General features: G+C 72.5%; 20 protein-coding genes and 1 pseudogene. 13 read left to right on the top strand and 8 right to left on the bottom strand.

Annotated features, from left to right (window positions below):
- Positions 1-351 precede the first annotated feature (351 nt).
- Both NRK68_RS15590 and NRK68_RS15585 read right to left on the bottom strand, forming a co-directional pair.
- A complete protein-coding gene (locus NRK68_RS15590) occupies positions 352-1,464 on the bottom strand; it encodes a C40 family peptidase (RefSeq protein ID WP_183069659.1) in 1,113 nt (370 codons plus the stop codon).
- A 209-nt stretch (positions 1,465-1,673) separates the two neighbouring features.
- Positions 1,674-2,501 (bottom strand): class I SAM-dependent methyltransferase, encoded by an 828-nt coding sequence (locus NRK68_RS15585; protein ID WP_257856027.1) that lies wholly within the window; start codon positions 2,499-2,501, stop codon positions 1,674-1,676.
- A gap of 229 nt (positions 2,502-2,730) precedes the next feature.
- Between NRK68_RS15585 and mshA the strand changes: the two genes are divergently transcribed.
- The 3 genes from mshA (at position 2,731) to NRK68_RS15570 (ending at position 5,705) form a co-directional block, all read left to right on the top strand.
- Positions 2,731-4,116: a D-inositol-3-phosphate glycosyltransferase gene (gene mshA / locus NRK68_RS15580; protein WP_030966318.1), complete on the top strand. Its 1,386-nt coding sequence runs from the start codon at positions 2,731-2,733 to the stop codon at positions 4,114-4,116.
- Positions 4,109-4,627: a type III secretion system chaperone family protein gene (locus tag NRK68_RS15575; RefSeq protein ID WP_046778644.1), complete on the top strand. Its 519-nt coding sequence runs from the start codon at positions 4,109-4,111 to the stop codon at positions 4,625-4,627. The genes mshA and NRK68_RS15575 overlap by 8 nt, the downstream gene beginning before the upstream one ends.
- A 175-nt stretch (positions 4,628-4,802) precedes the next feature.
- Positions 4,803-5,705 (top strand): DUF4396 domain-containing protein, encoded by a 903-nt coding sequence (locus NRK68_RS15570; RefSeq protein WP_257856026.1) that lies wholly within the window; start codon positions 4,803-4,805, stop codon positions 5,703-5,705.
- Between the two features lie 24 nt (positions 5,706-5,729).
- On the opposite strand, the gene NRK68_RS15565 is transcribed toward NRK68_RS15570, so the two are convergent.
- A complete protein-coding gene (locus tag NRK68_RS15565) occupies positions 5,730-7,055 on the bottom strand; it encodes an MDR family MFS transporter (protein ID WP_183069656.1) in 1,326 nt (441 codons plus the stop codon).
- Between the two features lie 152 nt (positions 7,056-7,207).
- Here NRK68_RS15565 and NRK68_RS15560 point away from each other — a divergent pair, with 152 nt between their 5' ends.
- On the top strand, positions 7,208-7,969 hold the full coding sequence (locus NRK68_RS15560; RefSeq protein ID WP_183069655.1) for a phosphoglyceromutase: 762 nt from the start codon (positions 7,208-7,210) through the stop codon (positions 7,967-7,969).
- A 133-nt stretch (positions 7,970-8,102) separates the two neighbouring features.
- Here the strand turns inward: NRK68_RS15560 and NRK68_RS15555 are convergent, their stop codons facing one another.
- A complete protein-coding gene (locus NRK68_RS15555; RefSeq protein WP_257856025.1) occupies positions 8,103-8,699 on the bottom strand; it encodes a DUF2867 domain-containing protein in 597 nt (198 codons plus the stop codon).
- Positions 8,700-8,796: 97 nt separating this feature from the next.
- On the opposite strand from NRK68_RS15555, the gene NRK68_RS15550 reads away from it, so the two are divergent.
- Entirely contained in the window at positions 8,797-9,357 is a 561-nt protein-coding gene (locus tag NRK68_RS15550; RefSeq protein WP_257856024.1) for a TetR/AcrR family transcriptional regulator, read from the top strand.
- A gap of 13 nt (positions 9,358-9,370) precedes the next feature.
- On the opposite strand, the gene NRK68_RS15545 is transcribed toward NRK68_RS15550, so the two are convergent.
- From NRK68_RS15545 to phoU, 3 genes are all read right to left on the bottom strand, one after another.
- Positions 9,371-9,934, bottom strand: coding sequence for a hypothetical protein (locus tag NRK68_RS15545; protein ID WP_257856023.1), 564 nt, complete (start codon positions 9,932-9,934; stop codon positions 9,371-9,373).
- A 164-nt stretch (positions 9,935-10,098) separates the two neighbouring features.
- Positions 10,099-10,248 (bottom strand): hypothetical protein, encoded by a 150-nt coding sequence (locus NRK68_RS15540; protein WP_167350612.1) that lies wholly within the window; start codon positions 10,246-10,248, stop codon positions 10,099-10,101.
- Between the two features lie 190 nt (positions 10,249-10,438).
- Positions 10,439-11,116, bottom strand: a complete 678-nt coding sequence (phoU, locus tag NRK68_RS15535; protein ID WP_183069653.1) for a phosphate signaling complex protein PhoU — start codon at positions 11,114-11,116, stop codon at positions 10,439-10,441.
- A 218-nt stretch (positions 11,117-11,334) separates the two neighbouring features.
- On the opposite strand from phoU, the pseudogene phoR reads away from it, so the two are divergent.
- Together phoR and phoP are read left to right on the top strand one after the other, a co-directional pair.
- Positions 11,335-12,480: pseudogene (gene phoR / locus NRK68_RS15530) on the top strand (two-component system sensor histidine kinase PhoR); the annotation flags it as partial.
- 104 nt (positions 12,481-12,584) lie between these two features.
- Positions 12,585-13,256: a two-component system response regulator PhoP gene (gene phoP, locus NRK68_RS15525; RefSeq protein ID WP_465270294.1), complete on the top strand. Its 672-nt coding sequence runs from the start codon at positions 12,585-12,587 to the stop codon at positions 13,254-13,256.
- A 362-nt stretch (positions 13,257-13,618) separates the two neighbouring features.
- On the opposite strand, the gene NRK68_RS15520 is transcribed toward phoP, so the two are convergent.
- A complete protein-coding gene (locus NRK68_RS15520) occupies positions 13,619-14,314 on the bottom strand; it encodes a DUF461 domain-containing protein (protein WP_183069807.1) in 696 nt (231 codons plus the stop codon).
- A 624-nt stretch (positions 14,315-14,938) separates the two neighbouring features.
- Here NRK68_RS15520 and NRK68_RS15515 point away from each other — a divergent pair.
- From NRK68_RS15515 to NRK68_RS15490, 6 genes are all read left to right on the top strand, one after another.
- Positions 14,939-15,421 (top strand): CarD family transcriptional regulator, encoded by a 483-nt coding sequence (locus NRK68_RS15515; RefSeq protein ID WP_003953493.1) that lies wholly within the window; start codon positions 14,939-14,941, stop codon positions 15,419-15,421.
- A 330-nt stretch (positions 15,422-15,751) separates the two neighbouring features.
- Positions 15,752-16,498: a 2-C-methyl-D-erythritol 4-phosphate cytidylyltransferase gene (gene ispD, locus NRK68_RS15510; protein WP_046778652.1), complete on the top strand. Its 747-nt coding sequence runs from the start codon at positions 15,752-15,754 to the stop codon at positions 16,496-16,498.
- The gene (gene ispF / locus NRK68_RS15505; RefSeq protein ID WP_257856021.1) at positions 16,488-17,039 is read left to right on the top strand and encodes a 2-C-methyl-D-erythritol 2,4-cyclodiphosphate synthase; all 552 of its coding nucleotides are present in this window, start codon (positions 16,488-16,490) and stop codon (positions 17,037-17,039) included. Before ispD ends, ispF begins: the two co-directional genes overlap by 11 nt.
- A gap of 93 nt (positions 17,040-17,132) precedes the next feature.
- Positions 17,133-18,533 carry a cysteine--tRNA ligase gene (gene cysS / locus NRK68_RS15500; protein WP_183069806.1) on the top strand — a complete coding sequence of 467 codons (1,401 nt, stop codon included), beginning with the start codon at positions 17,133-17,135 and terminating at the stop codon, positions 18,531-18,533.
- Between the two features lie 101 nt (positions 18,534-18,634).
- Positions 18,635-19,606, top strand: a complete 972-nt coding sequence (rlmB, locus tag NRK68_RS15495) for a 23S rRNA (guanosine(2251)-2'-O)-methyltransferase RlmB (RefSeq protein WP_183069805.1) — start codon at positions 18,635-18,637, stop codon at positions 19,604-19,606.
- 142 nt (positions 19,607-19,748) lie between these two features.
- Complete coding sequence (locus NRK68_RS15490; RefSeq protein WP_183069804.1) at positions 19,749-21,266, top strand: DoxX family protein; 1,518 nt, start codon at positions 19,749-19,751, stop codon at positions 21,264-21,266.
- Positions 21,267-21,505: the final 239 nt, after the last annotated feature.

The raw sequence follows: 21,505 nt of genomic DNA, 5'->3' as shown, positions 1-21,505 counted from the left end.
CGAAGGGCCCCGACTCGCCTCGTCCGGGGTGGGCGGGAGTTGCCGGGTGGGGGTGTGGGGACGGTGGGGGGTGTCCCCGCAGGACGAGGCGGTACCGCCGCCCGGCAGCCGGGACAGGGCCGCACGCGCCGAGCCGAGGAGACACCCCCCGGCGGCCCCGCACCCCCACCCCCTCTCCCACTCCGCCCCGCGACACCACCCAGCCCCGCCGGCGATTGAGGCGCGGCCACCGGCCCGCACCCGGAAAACACCCGCACCGCCCGGCCAGGGCAGAGGCAGCCACCGAGCCGCACCCGGAGGGCAACGGCAGCGCCCGGCCAGGGCAGAGGCGGCCGACCGGCGCCGGAGGCGTTACGCGTCGGGGCGGACCACCGCCTTGATCGGCATGGAGCCCGCGCCCGCCATCGTGATGTTGCGGCCGGGGCGCGGGGCGTGGACCATCGCGCCGTCGCCCACGTACATACCGACATGGCTCGCGTCGTCGAAGTAGATGATCAGATCGCCCGGCCGCATGTCCTTGAGTGCGATCTTCGGGAGCAGCCGCAGCTGCTCCTGCGAGGTGCGTGGGATGCCGCGCCCCGCCGCCCGCCAGGCCTGGGAGGTCAGCCCGGAGCAGTCGAAGGAATCGGGGCCGACGGCGCCCCATTTGTACGGCTTCCCTATCTGCGCCGTGGCGAACTGCACGGCCTGCTTGCCGGCGTCCGTCGCCTTGCCGTTGACGTCCTTCATCGCGCCCGTGGACAGCCACGCCGTCTGCGCCCGGTACTGGGCTTCCTGCTCCAGCTGGATCAGCCGGGCCTTCTCCTCGGCCTCGAGCTTGCTCTCCAGTTCCTCCGCGGCCTTGATCTTCTCCTCGATCTGCTTCTTGGACTCCTCCTGCTTGACCCGGTTGGCCTCCAGCTTCTGCCAGCGCTCGCTCGCCTCCTCCGCGTAGCGCTGCAAGTCCGTCTGGGTGCGGTCCAGTTCGGACAGCAGGTCGGAGGCGGCCTTCTCGCCCTGGCGCAACCGGCCCGCCCCGTCGAGGAAGTGGTTCGGGTCCTCGCTCAACGCCAGCTTCGCGCCCGGCGGCAGGCCGCCCGAGCGGTACTGCGCGCGGGCCGCGGCGCCCGCGCGGCTCTTCAGCGTGGCGATCCGCTCCTTGCCCGCGACGATCAGGTTGGCGATCTCGACGATCTTGTCCGACTGGGCCTTGGTCTCGGCCTCGGCGAGGTTGTAGGCGTCCGTCGCGGTGCCCGCCTGCCGGTAGAGCTCCTCGATGTCCTTGCGGACCTGCTCCAGGGACTTGCCGCCCGGCCCCGGCAGAGGAGCGGCCGGAGCGCCCGGAGTCGCCGGAGCGCCGGGCGCGGCCGGAGCCGCCGGCGCCGCATACGCCATGCCCGTCGCGAGGCCCGGTGCCGTCAGCACCGCCATCGCGCACAGCAGCACGAGAGAGCTTGCGCCTCGTCGTCGCCTTACCGACCCCATGGTCCCCCCAGGCACCCGCGTCAGACCCGGACTCAGATCTGACTATTCATCAGTAACTTCGCACTGCCATCGGGATGGTGCCACGAGTCGATGAATTCCGACACCCTTGTGGATACCGTTTCGATCTTGTCTGCCCCAACGGACCCCGCGCCCTGCCCCTCACGGATCAACGGGGTACCCCCCGCCCCCGGTTCCCCGCCGCACCGCATTCACCCCACCGGGCGCAACGCCTCCCAGCGCAGCGTCAGTTCCCCCTGCCGCCACCGCCCCGGCCCGTCCGCCAGCGGCCAGTCCGCCGACAGCGCCCGCGCGGTGCGGATCCAGCGCTGCCGTGCCCCGTACGAGGCGTACGGGGCTGCCGCCGCCCAGGCCCGGTCGAAGTCCCGCAGGAAGGCGTGCACCGGCTCACCCGGCACGTTCCGGTGGATCAGCGCCTTCGGCAGCCGCTCCGCCAGGTCGGACGGACGCTCCAGCGAGCCCAGCCGGGCCGCGAACGTCACCGTGCGCGGCCCCTCCGGCCCCAGCGCCACCCACACGTGCCGCCGCCCGATCTCGTCGCAGGTCCCCTCCACCAGCAGCCCGCCCGGCGCCAGCCGCGCACACAGCCGGGCCCAGACCTCCGCGACCTGCTCCTCGTCGTACTGGCGCAGTACGTTCGCCGCGCGGATCAGCATCGGCCGCTCCCCGCCCTCCAGCGGGACCTCGAAGCCGCCGTGCCGGAAGCTCAGCCCCTCCCGCTCGTACGGCTTCGCCCCCGCCACCCGCGCCGGCTCGATCTCGATGCCGACCACCCGCACCCGCGGCGCCGCGTCCCGCAGCCGTGCCAGCAGCTCCACCGCGGTCCAGGGCGCCGCCCCGTATCCGAGGTCCACGGCCACCGGGTCCCCCGCTCGCCGCAGCGCCGCCCCGTGGGCGAAGGCGATCCAGCGGTCCATCCGGCGCAACCGGTTCGGGTTCGTCGTCCCGCGCGTCACCGAGCCCACAGGACGGCCGGAGGCGCGGCTGCGTGACGGTGACGGGGTACTGCGGGAGGCCATGAGCCGAGGGTAAGCGGAGGGCCCGCACACCGTGAAAAGCGCCCGGTGCCCCCAGAAAGCACCGAGAAGCACGAGGAACGCGCAGGAAAACCGGGCACCCCGGAATGCGGGGGACGGCCATCCGGGTTGCACTCCTTGCAGGGCGCCCTACGCGCCCCCGCAGTCATGCCGTCCGTCATGTCGTCCGAGCGTCGCGCGCGCACCGTCCGAGCCGAGAGGAACAGCTTCCTTGAGCCAGTACGTGTCCCGCCTCGGCGGCAGCCTCAGCGGGCGCCTCGCCGCCGCCCGTGCCGCCACCCGTCACGAGCCGCCCCGGCTGCGCCTGCCGGCCGTAGGCCACCACCGCAAGCCGCGCCGCGTGGCCATGCTCAGCGTGCACACCTCACCGCTGCACCAGCCCGGGACCGGCGACGCCGGCGGGATGAACGTCTACATCGTGGAGCTGGCCAGACGGCTCGCCGCGATCAACATCGAGGTCGAGATCTTCACCCGCGCCACCACCGGCGGGCTGCCGCCCGTGGTCGAGCTGGCACCCGGCGTACTCGTACGGCACGTGGACGCCGGCCCCTACGAGGGCCTCGCCAAGGAGGAGCTCCCGGCCCAGCTGTGCGCCTTCACCCACGGCGTGATGCAGGCCTGGGCCGGCCACCGCCCCGGCTACTACGACCTCGTCCACTCCCACTACTGGCTCTCCGGGCACGTCGGATGGCTCGCCGCCCAGCGCTGGGGCGTGCCGCTCGTCCACGCCATGCACACCATGGCCAAGGTCAAGAACGCGGCGCTGGCCGAGGGCGACACGCCCGAGCCCGCCGCCCGTGTCATAGGCGAGACGCAGATCGTCTCCGCCGCCGACCGGCTCATCGCCAACACCGCCGAAGAGGCCGACGAGCTCGTGCGGTACTACGAGGCCGACCCCGCCAAGGTGGCCGTCGTCCACCCCGGCGTGAACCTCCAGCGCTTCACCGTCGGCGACGGCCGGGCCGCCGCCCGCGCCCGCCTCGGCCTGCCGCAGGACGCCGTCATCCCGCTCTTCGCCGGACGGATCCAGCCGCTGAAGGCCCCCGATATCCTGCTGCGCGCCGTCGCCGTCCTCGTCGACCGGGACCCCTCGCTGCGCCGCCGCCTGTTCGTCCCCGTCGTCGGCGGCCCCAGCGGCAGCGGCCTCGCCAAGCCCGAGGGCCTGCAGAAGCTCGCCGCGAAGCTGGGCATCGCCGACCTCGTGCACTTCCACCCGCCGGTCGCCCAGGACGGGCTCGCGGACTGGTTCCGCGCCGCGTCCGTGCTGGTCATGCCGTCCTACAGCGAGTCCTTCGGGCTCGTCGCGATAGAGGCCCAGGCCGCCGGCACCCCGGTGCTGGCCGCCGAGGTCGGCGGGCTGCCCGTCGCCGTCGACGACGGCGTCACGGGGATCCTCGTACCCGGGCACGACCCGGCGGACTACGCGCGCCAGCTGCGCCGCTTCGTCGACGATCCCGCGCTCGCGGACCGGATGGGGGCCGAGGCGGCACGGCACGCGCAGTTCTTCGGCTGGGACACCGCGGCGAGCGGCACGGCCGACGTGTACACGGCGGCGATGCACGATCATCGCCGTCGCGTACGCTCCCACCATGGCTGACACCGCCGAGATCATCGAGAGTGCGCTCACCGGCGCGGAGCTGGACTGGGAGAGCCCCGCACCGGGCTCCTACGTCGTCACGCTCCCCGGCACGCGCAAGCTGAGCACCACCTGCTCGATCCGGGTCGGCCGGCATTCGCTGTCGGTCAACGCCTTCGTGATCCGCCATCCCGACGAGAACGAGGCGGGCGTCCACCGCTGGCTGCTGGAGCGCAACCTCAAGCTGTACGGGATGGCGTACGCGGTGGACCGGCTCGGCGACATCTACCTGACGGCCCGCCTGCCGCTGTCGGTCGTCACCCCGGAGGAGCTGGACCGGCTGCTCGGGACGGTGCTGGAGGCCGCGGACGGTTCGTTCAACACGTTGCTTGAGCTGGGCTTCGCGAGCGCGATCCGGCGCGAGTACGAGTGGCGGGTCTCGCGCGGTGAGCCGACCTTCAACCTCGACGCCTTCAAGCACCTGACGCGGCCGCAGGGCGAGCCGGCCGGCCCCGGCGGCCCGACCGGCTGACGCGCGACCGGCTGACGCGCGATCGGCTGACGCGCGATCGGCTGACGCCCGACCGGCTGACGCCGGCGGCCGGCGCACGACCCGGCTGACGCGATCGGCTGACGCGGCGCACCGGACGGCGGGGGCGGGCGTGTCGGCCCGCCCGTCCGGCCCCGGGAACCCGCACCGTGGCGGGATGAGCGGGACCACAGCCGAAGCACTGATGTACGCCTGGTTCGCCCTGGCCCTCCTGTCCGCCGGCTACGTCGCCCACGACGCGTTCACCGCGAACCCCGAGCTCACGGTGATGAAGTGGGGCTGGGTGCTGGTGACCCTCTACATCGGCCCGGTGGGCGCCGCGCTGTACGTGCTGTCCTGCAAGGAGCCGCGGCCGGGGACCCACGAGCGGTTCGTGGCACCGCTGTGGAAGCAGGCGCTCGGCTCGACCATCCACTGCGTGGCCGGCGACGCGACCGGCATCATGGTCGCGGCCGTCGTCGCCTCGCTGCTCGGACTTCCGCCGTGGGCCGACGCCCTGTTCGAGTACGTGGTCGGCTTCGGCTTCGGGCTGCTGGTCTTCCAGGCCCTGTTCATGCGCGACATGCTCGGCGGCAGCTATCTGCGGGCCGTCCGCTCGACGGTGTACGCGGAGTGGCTGTCGATGAACTGCGTGATGGGTGCCATGGTCGCGGTGAACGTGATCGTCCGCAGTCAGGTGCCGGGCGCGCGCGACGTCGGGGACGTGCGCTTCTGGGCGACCTTCTCGCTGGCGGTGCTGGCCGGCCTGGCCTGCGCGTACCCGGTCAACGCGTGGCTGGTCGCCCATCACCTGAAGCACGGGATGGGAACGGTACGGGCGCTGGGCGCGGGCGGCGAGCCCTTCCCGGCGGGCCCCGCCCCGACCCCTGCCCAGGCCCAGGCCCCCGCCCCGACCCCTGCCCAGGCCCCCGCCCCGACCCGAGCCCCTGCCCCGGCCATGACGACGGCCATGCCGGAGACCGGGGTCACGGGGGAGCAGAAGGCCGCCATGGCGGTGCTGACGGTCCTCTTCCTCGCGGCGGGCGTCCTGCTGGCGGCCCTCTTCGGCCACCTGGCCTGACCCGACCGGGCGCGCCCCGAGCGGTCAGTTCGGTGCGGCGGGGAGGGGTTCCGGCGTCCCGGGGGCGGCGGTCGTCGGGCCGCCGGCTGCCGCCGGGGCGGTGTCCGGGGCGTCCGGGGGGAGGTTCCGCATCAGGAGCCAGTAGCCGACCGCCGCCCCGGTGCCGAGGACGCCCGTGGCCGCCCAGAGCCAGTTCGCCCCCCACCGGTCGATCATGAAGCCCGCCATCAGCGGTGCCACCAGCGCGGCCACCGACCAGGACATCGTGTAGACGCCCTGGTAGCGCCCGCGCCCGTGCACCGGCGAGAGCCGTACGACCAGGCCCATCTGGGTCGGCGAGTTGACGATCTCGGCGAGCGTCCACACGCACACCGTCAGCGCGTACGCCCACACCGGTCCGGCGAAGGCCGTCAGCGCGAAGCCGTAGCCGGCCAGCAGCGCCGAGACCACCAGCAGCTTCTGCGGGTCGCGGTGCTCGATGAGGCGGGTGACGGGGATCTGCAGGACGACGATCAGCAGGCCGTTCACCGCGATGACGAGCCCGTAGTCCCCGGGGGAGAAGCCGGCGGTGCCCATCGCGACGGGCAGGCCGACCGACCCCTGCGTGAAGATCAGCGAAATCAGGAAGGACAGACCGACCACGCCCATGAACCGCCCGTCGCGCAGCACCGTCCCGAGGCCGGTCTCCGGCTCCGTCTCCGCGCCCGCGCCGCTCTTGTCCGGGGAGGCGCCGGCCGCGGCGGACGTGCCGCGCTCCGGCCGGGACTCGGGCAGCTTGACGTAGACGAGCACCGCGCAGACCAGCGTGAGCGCCGCCTCGCCCAGGAAGCCGGCGAGGTAGCTGTACTCGGCGATCAGGCCGGCCGCGGTCGCGCTGATGGCGAAGCCCAGGTTGATGGCCCAGTAGTTGAGCGCGAAGGCCCGTACGCGGTCCTCGGGGCGGACGATGTCGGCCATCATCGCCGCGACCGCCGGGCGGGAGGCGTTCGAGGTCATGCCGACCAGGAGGGCCACCGTCGCGATCGCCGCCGGATGCTCCATGAAGCCCAGCAGCGCGACCGAGAAGGCCGTCGAGGCCTGGGCCGCCAGCAGGGTGGGGCGCCGCCCCAGACGGTCGGTCATCACGCCCGCGACGAGGGAGGAGACCACGCCGCCCAGGCCGTGGAGGGCGACGACGAGTCCCGCGAAGGAGGCCGAGTAGCCCCGGTCCAGGGTCAGGTACAAGGTCATGAACGTGGCGACGAAGGCCCCGAGGCGGTTCACGAGGGTGCTCGTCCACAGCCACCAGAACGCCCGGGGCAGACCCGAGACGCTCTCCCGCGCGGCCCGTCTCAGACTGTCAGCGGACATACGGAATCCCCCCGAGGCTGTAAGTGTCGCTCTGCCGAGGTGCACATTACGAGCGGCTGGGCTCCGGGCGCCAGTCGATTGACGCCCGCCGTCAATCGACGGGACCGGGCACCGCGCGCGGGCGCGCTCGGGCGTCCATTAGGCTCGTACGCATGGCCGACGCACCGTACAAGCTGATCCTCCTCCGCCACGGCGAGAGCGAATGGAACGCGAAGAACCTGTTCACCGGCTGGGTGGACGTCAACCTCACCGAGAAGGGCGAGAAGGAGGCGGTCCGGGGCGGTGAGCTGCTGAAGGACGCCGGCCTGCTGCCCGACGTTCTGCACACCTCGCTCCAGAAGCGCGCCATCCGCACCGCCCAGCTCGCGCTGGAGGCCGCGGACCGCCACTGGATCCCGGTGCACCGCTCCTGGCGCCTGAACGAGCGCCACTACGGCGCGCTGCAGGGCAAGGACAAGGCGCAGACCCTCGCGGAGTTCGGCGAGGAGCAGTTCATGCTGTGGCGCCGCTCCTACGACACCCCGCCGCCGGTGCTCGAGGACGGTACGGAGTTCTCGCAGTCCGAGGACCCGCGCTACGCGTCGATCCCGAACGAGCTGCGTCCGCGCACCGAGTGCCTCAAGGACGTCGTCGAGCGCATGCTGCCGTACTGGTACGACGGCATCGTCCCGGACCTGCTGGCGGGCCGCACGGTCCTGGTGGCCGCGCACGGCAACTCCCTGCGCGGTCTGGTCAAGCACCTCGACGGCATCTCGGACGCCGACATCACGGGCCTGAACATCCCGACCGGCATCCCGCTCGTCTACGAGCTGGACGCTGACTTCAAGCCCCTCAACCCGGGCGGCACCTACCTCGACCCGGCCGCCGCCGCGGCCGCCATCGAAGCCGTCAAGAACCAGGGCAAGAAGAAGTAGTCACCACGAGCGAGCCCCTGACCTGCGCGTACGGCGTGGGTCAGGGGCTTTCGTCTGCTCCGGTTGCGCCGTGGGCCCCGGTGTCCTCTGTCCGGTCGGATCCGACGGTGGGGCGCGCCGGGATGCCCGGGGGTCAGTTCGGGGTCGCCGTCGGCGTGTTCCTGCGCCATTCCGCGCCGATCGAGCGGAGGAGGGCCGGGTACACGCCCAGGTAGCGGAAGGGCTTGATGGCCAGCATGTAGGCCGCGCCCAGGAAGCCGTTGGGCTTCACCAGGACCGTCATCTGGCCGCGGTGGCCGCCGTTCCCGTCCGGGACCCAGCCGATGTGCATCACCCCGTGCATGGTCCTGTTCGCCATCTCCGCCGCCCACTCGTCATGCGTCTGGTAGACGGAGGTGAAGGGGACTGCGGCGAGGTCCGGCCCGCGCTCCCCCTCGCGCAGGTCCGCCGGCAGCCGGTCGCGGAGCGTCGGCACCCGGGAGCGGAGGCCGCCCTCGGGCTTGTCCCAGCCGAGCAGGGCGCCGAGCTTCCACCGGATCGCGAAGAGCGCCCGGCCGACGGGGGAGGGGACGGGGTCCCCGGTGCCCTCCGCGAACTGGCGCACCAGGCGGGCGAGGTCGTCGGGTCCGCCCGGTGTCGGGAGCGCCCACACGTCCTCGATCCGGAAGTCGCCCGCGATCTCGTGGATCCGCCAGGGCCGGGAGGTGTGCGCGGTGCTGCGGAGTCTCATGAGCAAGCCCCTATCTATACGATGCCGTATAGATCGAGGCTAGCACCCTTCTATACGGCACCGTATAGAAGGGTGGGTGTACGAGGAGGGACACGGCATGGGTGTGACCCGCACGCCGCGCGGCAGGTGGATCGAGGAGGGGCTGCGGGCGCTGGCCGCCGGCGGCCCCGAGGCCGTCCGGGTCGAGGTGCTGGCGCAGGCGCTCGGCGTCAGCAAGGGCGGCTTCTACGGGTACTTCGGCAGCCGCGGCGCGCTGCTCACCGAGATGCTCGACACCTGGGAGCGCGAGGTCACCGAGGCGGTGATCGAGCTGGTCGAGAGCGGCGGGGGAGACGCCAGGGCCCGGCTGGACCGGCTGTTCACGATCGTCGCCTCCTACGAGGAGGGACCGGTGGTCGGCGTCGACGCCGACCTGGCGATCCGCGACTGGGCCCGGCGCGACGAGGCCGTCGCCGAACGGCTGCGCCGTGCGGACAGCCGGCGTATGGAGTACCTGCGCTCGCTGTTCCGCGCCTTCTGCGCCGACGAGGACGACGTCGAGGTCCGCTCCCTGATCACCTTCTCGCTGCGCATCGGCTCGCACTTCATCGCCGCCGACCACGGCGGCCGCAGCCGCGCGGAGGTGATGGAGCTGACCCGGAAGTGGCTGCTGAGGTAGGAGGCCGGACCTTCTAACCGGGATAGGTGTGGAAGGCGACCAGGGCGTGGTCCGGGCCGTCCGCCGTGAAGTCGACCGTCACCGCGTCGATGTCGCGGTTGCCGAAGTTGGGGGAGTCCGGGTAGGTGAGGCGGGCGTGGAGGCTGCCCTCCGGGCCGTCGAGCGACTCCGTCTCGTACGTGTGGGAGCTGTAGCGCTCCTCGGGGCGGGCTTCGAGCCAGGCCGCGACCTCCGCCCGGGGCATCCGGAAGGTACCCGTCCACTGGCTGGGGAAGAGGGTGTCCGCGTGCTCGGTGCAGCTCCCGCCGTCCGCGCCCGGCGGGAGCCGCCAGCCGATGGCCTTCATCGCCCTCTCGCACGCGACCGCGCGCGGGGCCGTCCCGCCCGACTGCTTCACGGCGTACAGGAACAGGCCGCCCACGACCAGGGGTGGCACGACCAGCAGGGTCACCGCCAGGCCGAGCAGCCACTTCGTACGCCGCCGCATCCGCGGCTGTCCGCCCACCGGGCCCGTCACGCCCGCCCCGCCCACCGGGCCCCAGCCCGCCACCGGGCCCGCCTTGCTCCCTGCGCCCACCCTGTTCACCGCACCCGCCCCACTTGATCGATTCGAACGTGTTCAGAATCGGTGACGCGGCAACCCCGGCCCGCGGTTGCGCCGGACGTACGCCAAAAGGCCCCCCGCCGGCGGGAAGTCCGCGGGCAGGGGGCCTCTTCGCGGGGCCGACCGGGTGGGCCCGGTCAGCCCCCGCACTGGCAGGGGGCACCGGACTGGCAGCCGCAGCCGCAGCCGGAGCCGCAGCCGCAGGCCGCGAGCAGCGGGAGCCGCAGCGGCTCGGGCTTCGGCGGCTGCTCCTGCTCCGGGGTGATGGGTACGGGGGAATCGGGCATGGTTCCTCCTCGGCGGGGCGGTGCCCCGCGGCATACGGGACTCGTACGACTGACCGCCCTCGCCCTCATTCATGCCCAGCTCCACCGGCGCGTCAACGGCGCACGGGAGCTCGAAGTGGCCCCGGCGCCGACGTCCGCCGAGGTGCGCCGCCGCGCGCCGTCGTACGCCGTCGTACGCCGAGGTGCCGCGTCAGGCGCCTTCGATCTGCGTCGGCTGCTGGAGCTCGTCCGCGTGCTCGCCCGTCACCAGGTAGACCACGCGCTTGGCCACCGACACCGCGTGGTCCGCGAAGCGCTCGTAGTAGCGGCCGAGCAGCGTCACGTCCACCGCCGTCTCGATGCCGTGCTTCCAGCGGTCGTCCATCAGATGCTGGAACAGCGTCCGGTGCAGCTGGTCCATTTCGTCGTCGTCCTGCTCCAGCTGGAGTGCCAGGTCCACGTCCTTCGTGATGATGACCTCGGCTGCCTTCGCCATCAGGCGCTGCGCCAGCTGACCCATCTCCAGGATCGTGGCGTGCAGGTCCCGCGGAACGGCGCGGTCCGGGAAACGCAGCCGGGCGAGCTTCGCCACGTGCTGGGCCAGGTCGCCGCTGCGCTCCAGGTCGGCGCTCATCCGCAGCGAGGTCACGACGATCCGCAGGTCGGTGGCGACGGGCTGCTGGCGGGCGAGCAGCGCGATGGCACGGGCCTCCAGGTCGTGCTGGAGGTCGTCGACCTTCTGGTCGGCGGCGATGACGCTCTCGGCGAGCTTCAGGTCGGCATCGAGCATGGAGGTCGTGGCCCGCCCGATCGCGGAACCGACGAGCCGGGCCATCTCGACCAGGCCGTCTCCGATCGAGTCCAGTTCTTCGTGGTACGCGTCGCGCATGTCTCGTGTCCCTCTCTCGACCTACTACTGCGGTGATGCCCGGGGCGGGCCGGGGGGCGGCCTTCTGCCCCACGTTGACACGGTGAGCCGGAAACGCGTCCGACTCCGGCACCACAAGTGAATCAACCCCATCGCCAGGGTGAACTCTGGGCGACGACTGTTCGAGGTGCCACCCGAACGGCTGTGGAAGTGTCGTCGTGCCTGCTTAACCTGGATGCATGGACGTGAACGCGGCGGTCGCCGCAGCTGCAGCGATCGCCGGTCTGTGCACCGGCGTCATCGCGATGCTGGCGTTCCGCTGGAGCGAGCGCGACCACGCCCGCCCCACCCGGAGCTCCATGCGCCCCGACATCAACGCGGTGCTGCCGCCCGGCGTGGACACCGTCCTGTCCGTGCTCCGTTCCTCCGCCGTGGTCCTCGACGAGGGCGACGCCGTCGTCAAGGCCTCGTCCGCCGCCTACGCCCTCGGCCTCGTACGCGGCGGCAAGCTGGCGGTGGAGCCCATGCTCCACATGGCCCGCGACACCCGCCGGGACGGGGAGATACGCCAGGTCGAGCTGGACCTGCCCCGCCGCGGAACCGGCCGGGGCGAGGCCCTCGCGGTATCGGCGCGCGTCGCCCCGCTCGGCTCCCGCCTCGTGCTGCTCCTGGTCGAGGACCTCACCGAGGCCCGCCGCATCGAGGCAGTGCGCCGTGACTTCGTCGCCAACGTGTCCCACGAGCTGAAGACCCCGGTCGGGGCGATCTCCCTGCTGTCAGAGGCCGTCATGGACGCCGCGGACGACCCCGAGGCGGTCAGCCGCTTCGCCGGCCGCATGCAGATCGAGTCGACCCGGCTGATCAATCTCGTGCAGGAGCTCATCGACCTCTCCCGGGTGCAGAACGACGACCCGCTGGAGGACGCCGAGCCCGTCCGCGTGGACACGCTGGTCGCCGAGGCCATCGACCGCTGCCGTCACACGGCGTCCTCGAAGCAGATCACCATGGCCGCGGGCGGCACCGCCGACCTGCGCGTCTGGGGCAACCGCGGGCAGCTCGCCGCCGCCCTCGGAAATCTGGTCGAGAACGCCGTCAACTACAGCCCCGCCCGTACCCGCGTCGGCATAGCCGGCCGCCGGGTCACGGCACCCGGAGGGGACCTGATCGAGATCGCCGTGACCGACCAGGGCATCGGCATCCCCGAGAAGGACCGCGAGCGCATCTTCGAGCGCTTCTACCGCGTGGACCCGGCCCGCTCCCGCGCCACGGGAGGCACCGGCCTCGGCCTCGCGATCGTGAAGCACGTGGCCGCCTCGCACGGCGGCGAGGTGTCGGTGTGGAGCTCGGAGGGCCAGGGCTCCACCTTCACCCTGCGACTGCCCGAAGCGGCCGCCTCGGCCACGCCGGCCGCCGCCCGCACCCACCCGACCCCAGCCTGAACCAGAACCGCTCCAGCCATCCCTGCCCCGGAGGTCCTTCCGTGACCCGAGTGCTCGTCGTCGAGGATGAGGAATCCTTCAGCGACGCCCTGTCCTACATGCTCCGCAAGGAGGGCTTCGAGGTCGCCATCGCGGCGACCGGCCCCGACGGGCTCGACGAGTTCGAGCGCAACGGCGCCGACCTCGTCCTCCTCGACCTGATGCTCCCCGGTCTGCCCGGCACCGAGGTCTGCCGGCAGCTGCGCGGCCGTTCCAACGTCCCCGTGATCATGGTGACCGCCAAGGACAGCGAGATCGACAAGGTCGTCGGGCTGGAGATAGGAGCCGACGACTACGTCACCAAGCCCTTCTCCTCGCGGGAGCTGGTCGCCCGCATCCGCGCGGTCCTGCGCCGCCGCGGCGAGCCGGAGGAGGTCACCCCGGCGGCCCTGGAGGCGGGCCCCGTACGGATGGACGTCGACCGCCACGTGGTCACCGTCGCCGGCGGCAAGGTGGACCTCCCGCTGAAGGAGTTCGACCTGCTGGAGATGCTGCTGCGCAACGCGGGCCGCGTACTGACCCGCATGCAGCTGATCGACCGGGTCTGGGGCGCGGACTACGTCGGCGACACCAAGACCCTCGACGTCCACGTCAAGCGCCTCCGCGCCAAGATCGAACCGGACCCGGGCGCGCCGCGCTACCTGGTCACGGTCCGCGGCCTGGGCTACAAGTTCGAGCCGTAGCCCCGGGCCGGGCGTTCCCGCGGGCCGGTCGGAGGCCGGCGCAGGGTCCCGAAGCCGATGAGGCCCCCCGGGGCCGTGTCGTGCGAGGGGCGCACGCGGGAGGGGTTCGAACCGGACCCGGGCGCGCCGCGCTACCTGGTCATGGTCCGCGGCTTGGGCTACAAGTCCCGCGGGAGTGCCGTGCCCCGGGCCGGGCGTTCCCGCGGGAGTGCCGTAGCCCCGGGCCGGGCGTTCCCGCGGGAATGCCGTGCCCCCGCGCCGGGCGTTCCCGCCCGCCGGTCATGGAGAGGGCCCCCGTCCGCAGGTGCGGACGGGGGCCCTTCCCGTATGCGTACGTGTACGGCGCTACGCCGCGACCTGACTCAGTGGCCCGCGGGGCGCGAGGCCGAGCCCGACGGCGAACCGGCGGGCGAGCCCGAGGCGGAGCCGGACGGGTTGGCGCCGGCGGCGCCCGACGGGGAGCCCGAGGGAGAGCCGGCCGGGGAGCCCGACGGCGTGCCTGAGGGAGAGCCGGCCGGGCTGCCGGACGGGGTGGCGGCCGGGGCCGCGGACGGGCCGAAGCCCGCGTACATGCCGGTGGCCGGGACCACGAAGGCCTGGAGCTCGACGCCGCCGGTGCTGCTCAGCTGGAAGACGACCTTCTGCACGTCGCCGTTCTTGGCGGCCTCGGAGCCGTTCTCGATCACGGCGGAGGCGTTGCCCGTGCCGCCCAGCACCACGGAGCCGCCGGCCGGCACGGTGATCTTCGCGGCGCCGCCGGCCGGCTTCAGCGCGACCTTGCCCTTGCCATCCGCAAGGGTGATGCCGTCAAGCGTCTGCGCCTTGGTGCCGTTGTTGAAGACGGTCGCCGAGACGACGGCCGGGCCCTTCTTGTCCTTCTCGCCCTGGGTGATCACCATGGCGTTCTGGATCTCGATGTCGCCCTTGGTGGCGGAGGCGTTGTCCGGCTTGATCTGGAGAGTCTGCGCGTCGTTGCCCGCACCGCATGCGGCCAGCGAGGCGATCGAGAACACGACGGCGGTGGCGGCGAGGGCGCCGCGTCGAAGGCTGCGGCTCACGGCGGCGGCAACTCCTTGGACGAACGGAACGGAGGGTGGGCTCTCCCGGCAACCGCTGGGAGGTACCCCCGGAGCGGCCGAGGTAAAGCCGCTCTAAGGGTGTGTCAGCGCGCTTAGGTTACCGAGCCGCCGCCCCGCCCCCGCACCCGACCCTCCGCAGGGCGGCCGCCGCCCTGGGGACGGTCCACGATCTTGCATTCCGCCCGGGGTTCACCTTCTCGTTCACCTCGCCGATCATGCGCCGCCCGCATATCGTGCGAGCGGCCTCCGTTGATCAATTCCCGGATTCCCCCGAACCCCGCCGGTGATCAATTCAGGATTGGGCCGGAACCGCTCCCGTACGCACGCTCGCCAGCCGAACGGAGCAGTTCGGTTTCGCGACTCCCAACCCGGCAAAACGGGACGTACGTCACACTGGTGGGGGTGTGAGGGAGGTGTAGCGTGGCCCTTTCGCCCGGTCCGCGCACTACCCCCGACCTGCGAATACCCCCTTCCGGAACCCTTCCGCAGCACGTTCCTGTCGCTGTTGTCAAGCCCCGAGATGTGCCCTGACCTGCGAAAACGCCATTCATAACAGTCAGTTCTCGTGTTACCCTGGATAGCCACGGAAGGGGTACCTGTCACATGACGTTCAAGGTTGGCGACACCGTGGTCTATCCCCATCACGGGGCCGCGCTGATCGAGGCCATTGAGACTCGCCAGATCAAAGGCGTGGACAAGACCTACTTGGTGCTCAAGGTCGCTCAGGGCGACCTGACGGTTCGTGTGCCTGCGGACAATGCGGAGTTCGTCGGCGTTCGCGACGTAGTCGGCCAGGACGGGCTGGACCGGGTCTTCGAGGTGCTTCGTGCACCGTATGCCGAAGAGCCGACGAACTGGTCCCGGCGCTACAAGGCAAATCTGGAGAAGCTCGCTTCTGGCGATGTCATCAAGGTCGCCGAAGTGGTGCGTGACCTGTGGCGTCGTGAGCGCGAGCGCGGGCTCTCCGCGGGCGAGAAGCGCATGCTCGCGAAGGCGCGCCAGATTCTGGTCAGCGAGCTCGCGCTCGCTGAGAACACGAACGAGGACAAGGCCGAGGCCCTCCTCGACGAGGTGCTCGCGTCCTGACGCGAGGCCCCGTGCACGGTGTGCACAGCTTGCCGCGGTGCCCGATGACAAGGTTTCTCCTCCCGGAGAGACCTGTTGCCGGGCGCTGCGGCATGTCTGTATCCGTACCTCTTGACCTCTTGCCCCACACCTCGTGCCGTACTCGTACTTCTGCGCGCCCCGCCGTGCTCGTAGCCGTACTCGTACGTGTCACTGGCGTGCCGGGTCCGGACTGCCTGCTCGACCGGTCGTCACGGAAGGGGCGAGGGCGTCGCACCCGGCACCCTTCAGGCCATACCCATGTCGGCCGAAGTCACAAACCTGGCTCGGAAACCTGGCTCGGAGCTACTGATGTCTGACGTAACGCGCCCCCGCCGCACCGCCGCGGTGATCCCGGCCGCCGGCCGCGGGGTACGCCTCGGTCCCGGCGCCCCCAAGGCCCTGCGGGCCCTCGGCGGGACCCCGATGCTCGTCCACGCCGTCCGCGCGATGGCCCGCTCCCGCGCGGTGTCCGTCGTGGTGGTCGTCGCCCCGGCCGCCGAAGCGGCCGAGGTGCGCCTCCTGCTGGGCGAGCACGCGCTGCCCGAGCGGACCGAGGTCCTGGTCGTCCCCGGCGGGGACACCCGCCAGGAGTCCGTACGGGCCGGTCTGGACGCCCTCCCGCAGGACGTCACCTCCGTCCTGATCCACGACGCGGCCCGCCCGCTCGTTCCGGTGGACACCGTCGACGCCGTCGTCGAGGCGGTACGCGACGGCGCCCGCGCCGTGGTGCCCGCGCTCCCGCTGGCCGACACCGTCAAGGAGGTCGAGCCCGGCAGGCCGGGCGAGCCCGAGCCGGTCGTCGCCACGCCCGAGCGGGCCCGGCTGCGCGCCGTGCAGACCCCTCAGGGCTTCGACCTCGCCACGCTCCTTCAGGCACACGCCGCGATCGCCGTCGCCGGCGAGGGCGCCACCGACGACGCGGGCATGGTGGAGCGCCTCGGTGTCCCCGTCGTGGTGATCCCGGGACACGAAGAGGCCTTCAAGGTCACCCGACCGCTCGACCTGGTCCTCGCAGAGGCCGTACTCGCCCGCAGGAGGGCCACCGATGGGTTCTAGCACCGCCGCACCCGGCGCAGCCGCCGCACCCGAGGCGGCCGCTGTCCCCGCCGCCACGCCCCTGATCCCGCTCGTCGGGATCGGCACCGACGTGCACGCCTTCGAGACCGGCCGCGAACTGTGGTGCGCCGGCCTGCTGTGGGAGGGGGAGGACGGCCTCGCCGGCCACTCCGACGGCGACGTCGCCGCGCACGCCGCCTGCGACGCCCTCTTCTCGGCCGCCGGAGTCGGCGACCTCGGCGCGCACTTCGGCACCTCCCGCCCCGAGTGGTCCGGCGCCGCCGGGGTGACTCTGCTGGCGGAGGCCGCCCGGATCGTGCGCGCGGAGGGCTTCGAGATCGGCAACATCGCCATCCAGGTGATCGGTGTACGCCCGAAGATCGGCAAGCGGCGCGAAGAGGCACAGAAGGCGCTCGCCGCCGCCGCGGGCGCCCCCGTCTCCGTATCGGGCACCACCACCGACGGACTGGGCCTGACCGGCCGGGCCGAGGGGCTCGCCGCGATCGCCACCGCCCTCGTGTACCGGACGAACCGGGCCTGAACGCCCCCGGAAACGGCACATCTTCGGCAACAAAGCGGCCCCGCGCCCCCAAAGGTCGCGGGGCACTGCTACAGGCGCACTACCCTGGATGCCGTGACTATTCGCCTGTACGACACCAGCGCCCGGCAGATCCGCGACTTCACCCCGCTCGTTCCGGGCTGTGTCTCGATCTACCTCTGTGGCGCCACCGTGCAGGCGGCCCCGCACATCGGGCACATCCGGTCGGGTCTCAACTTCGACATGATGCGCCGCTGGTTCCAATACCGCGGCTACGACGTCACCTTCATCCGCAACGTCACCGACATCGACGACAAGATCATCGCGAAGTCGGCCGAGCAGGGCCGCCCCTGGTGGGCCATCGGCTACGACAACGAGCAGGCCTTCAACAACGGGTACGACGCCCTCGGCTGCCTGCGGCCCACCTATGAGCCGCGCGCCACGGGCCACGTCCCCGAGATGATCGAGATGATGCGCGGCCTGATCGAGCGCGGCCACGCCTACGAGGCCGACGGCAACGTCTACTTCGACGTGCGCTCCTTCCCCGGCTACCTGAGCCTGTCCAACCAGGAGCTCGACAACCTCCTCCAGCCCTCCGGCGAGGGCGAGACGGGCAAGCGGGACCCCCGTGACTTCGCCATGTGGAAGTCCGTGAAGCCGGGCGAGCCCTCCTGGGAGACCCCGTGGGGCCGGGGCCGTCCGGGCTGGCACCTCGAATGCTCCGCCATGGCGCACAAGTACCTCGGCGAGGCCTTCGACATCCACGGCGGCGGGCTCGACCTGATCTTCCCGCACCACGAGAACGAGATCGCCCAGGCCAAGGCCTTCGGCGACGAGTTCGCGAACACGTGGGTCCACAACGCCTGGGTCACCATGGCCGGCGAGAAGATGTCCAAGTCCCTCGGGAACTCGGTCCTCGTCTCCGAGATGGTCAAGCAGTGGCGCCCGATCGTCCTGCGCTACTACCTCGGCACCCCGCACTACCGGTCGATGATCGAGTACAGCGAGGAGGCGCTGCGCGAGGCCGACGCGGCCTTCGCCCGCATCGAGGGCTTCGTCCAGCGCGTCGTGGAGAAGGCCGGCGGCCCCGTCGAGCCCGCGAAGGAGGTCCCGCCCGCCTTCGCCGAGGCCATGGACGACGACCTCGGCGTCCCGCAGGCCCTCGCGATCGTCCACACCACCGTCCGCCAGGGCAACAGCGCGCTCGCCGCCGACGACAAGGACGCGGCCATCGCACGCCTGGCGGAGGTGCGGGCCATGCTGGGCGTCCTCGGTCTCGACCCGCTCGACCCGCACTGGGCCGGCGAGAGCGAGCGCGGCGAGGACCTCCACGGCGCCGTGGACACCCTCGTACGCCTCGTCCTGGACCAGCGCGAGTCCGCCCGGGCCCGCAAGGACTGGGCGACCGCCGACGCCATCCGCGACCAGCTCCAGCAGTCCGGTCTGGTCATCGAGGACAGCCCGACGGGTCCGCGCTGGACGCTCGGCGCCCGCTGAGCCCCCGGCACCCGGAGCAGTCCGACTGTGCCGCCCGGCCTTCCGGGCGGCACACTCTTCATACGTACATATCGCAGCACCAACGAAAACAGGTAGAGGTCATGGCCGGGAACAGCCAGCGCAGGAACCGCCGCACGTCCAACAAGAAGGGCGCGACGGTCGGCAGCGGTGGCCAGCGGCGCAAGGGCCTGGAGGGCAAGGGCCCCACGCCCAAGGCCGAGGACCGCAAGAAGCACAAGGCGAACCGCATCGCCAACGCGATGGCCCGCCAGGCCGCCAAGCGCCGCCCCGCCCCCCGCCGCGGCGGCCCCAAGGGCACCAGCGAGATGGTCGTCGGCCGCAACCCGGTCTTCGAGGCACTGCGCGACGGCGTCCCCGCCACCACCCTCTACGTCCAGCAGTTCATCGACAACGACGAGCGCGTCCGCGAGGCCCTCCAGATCGCCGGCGAGCGCGGCAACATCAACCTGATGGAGGCCCCGCGCCCCGAGCTCGACCGCATGACCAACGGGCTCAACCACCAGGGCCTGGTCCTCCAGGTCCCGCCGTACGAGTACGCGCACCCCGAGGACCTCACCGACGCCGCCTACGACAACGGCGAGGACCCGCTGATCGTCGCCCTCGACGGGGTCACCGACCCGCGCAACCTCGGCGCGATCGTCCGCTCCGTCTCCGCCTTCGGCGGCCACGGCGTGGTGATCCCCGAGCGCCGTGCCGCCGGCATGACCGCCGGTGCCTGGAAGACCTCCGCCGGCACCGCCGCCCGCACCCCGGTCTCCCGCGTCACCAACCTCACCCGCGCCCTGCAGGAGTACAAGAAGGCGGGCATCGCCGTCGTCGGCCTCGCCGCCGAGGGCACGCACGAGGTGCAGGACCTGGAGGCGCTGGGCGGCCCGGTCGTCATCGTCGTGGGCTCCGAGGGCAAGGGCCTCGGCCGCCTCGTCGGCGAGAACTGCGACTACCTCGTGCGCATCCCGATGCCGGGCGGCGCAGAGTCCCTCAACGCCGGTGTCGCCGCGGGCGTCGTGCTGTACGAGGCGGCCCGCCGCCGCGCCACCCGGCCGCGCACCTGATCGCCTTGATCCACTTGGCTCACGGAATGTGACACGTGAGCGTGTCACCCCGCCCGTTTCGGGCGGGGTGGCTTGATCTTGACGGGTCTCGGACAGATCCCTGATGTCAAGGCAGTGTCCTAAACACTGATCACTCGGTTAGATGAGTGTGGACACCAGAACGTCAGGGTTCGACGACCAGCCCGCGCTGAGCATGGTCAAGGTGCCGTGCGACCCCGCACAGGTCATCGTCAACCACGCCAGCTTCCGCGTGCGGCTCGCACCGAGCCCGAGCGCGCGTCCCAAGCCCGCGCAGGCCCCCGGCCGCGCGCCCGTCCTGGGCGGCGCCGTGGTGGCGGCCGCCGGGGCCACCCGCCGCCGTGCCCCCGTGGTCTGGAGCGGAAAGTCCGACACCGCGGGCGCCGCCGCGGCCATGGGCGGACTGCTCCAGGCCGTACGCGGCCACGACGAGCACGACGGCGGGGCCACCCAGGTCATCCCGCGCGTCGACCTGGCCCACGACCTCGCCGAGGACACCCTGGCCACGCCGACCGTCATCGGTCAGCGCAGCTACGGCGACCCCGCCGAGACGCGCCCCCTGGCCGCCGTACGGGACCTGCCGTACGAGCAGCCGCACGGACCCGGGGCCGGCCCGGGGCCGGATTCCCGGCGCCCGCAGGCCGACAACCGCGGACAGGCCTCCTACTACCCCGGCCGCCGGATGAACCTCGGCGTCGTGCTGCTCCCGCTGCGCGTCTTCCTCGGCTTCATCTCCATCTACGCCGGCATGGGCAAGCTGTGCGACCCCGTCTACTTCGACGGCGGCGAACGCGGCTCCATGGTCACCTGGCTGCACACCCTCACCCCGTGGGCGCTGGCCGAGCCGCTGCGCGACTTCGCGCTCGCCCACCCGGTGGGCGCGGGCCTCAGCGTGGCCTTCCTCCAGGTCATCGTCGGCGTGCTGACCGTCTTCGGCCTGTGGCAGCGGTTCGCCGCCTGCTTCGGGGCGCTGCTGTCCGCCGCGCTGCTGATGACGGTGAGCTGGAAGACCGTACCGGCCTACGACGCCCCCGACATCATCTACCTCGCCGCCTGGAGCCCGCTGATCATCGCGGGCGCGCCGGTCTACTCCCTCGACGGACGCCTCGCGGGCGAGGCCTGGCGCACGCTCGGGCCGCGCTCGGAGATCTGGCGGCTGCGCCGGCGCGTGCTGCGGCGCGGGGCCGTCATGGCGACCGTCGTGTGCGGGCTCACCCTGCTCGTCGGCTCCCTCCTCGGTGGCGCGGTCCGCTCCACCACCGTCGTCACCGTCCCCGGTCCCGGCCAGGCTCCCAGCAACTACCTGCCGGGCCGCCCGCTGCCGCAGGCTCCCGCGAAGCAGCCGCCGGCGCAGCAGCAGCCGACCCGGCCGGCGTCGCCGACGCCCTCCGCGTCCGAGCCCTCCGCCAAGTCCGGCAGGACCGCGTCGGGCTCGCCCTCGCGGGGGACGGCGGGGACCGGTTCCGAGTCGCCCGCCGCGACCCGCGGCACGACGACCGGCAAGCAGCAGACCCCGCGCAGCACCCCCCGGCAGTCCACGGCGCCGAAGTCGTCGTCGTCCTCCTCGTCGGGCAGCAGCACGCGCGGGGGCGGCAGCACCGCGACCAATCAGCCCGGCCTGATCGGCGGGCTCATCGGCTGAGCCCTCCGCCAGGGGCAGGCCGGCAGGGGCCCGGCACGCGCAAGCGTGCCGGGCCCCTGCGGTGCGTACGGCTGCGCCGGGCTTCGTACGGTTCGGCTGTGCCGGGCTTCGTACGGGGCCGTGCGGGCGGCTGCCGGGGCGGCGTGCGGGTCGGTGCGTCGGCTGCGCCGGGCCGCGTCAGGGTCGGTGTCGGCGCTGCGCCGGGCGACGTGCGGCTCGGTGCCGGGGGTGCGCGGGGC

It is taken from the genome of Streptomyces yangpuensis, assembly GCF_024666385.1.
GTDB classification, from domain to species: Bacteria; Actinomycetota; Actinomycetes; order Streptomycetales; family Streptomycetaceae; genus Streptomyces; species Streptomyces yangpuensis.
This window is presented reverse-complemented; position numbering and strand designations above follow the sequence as displayed.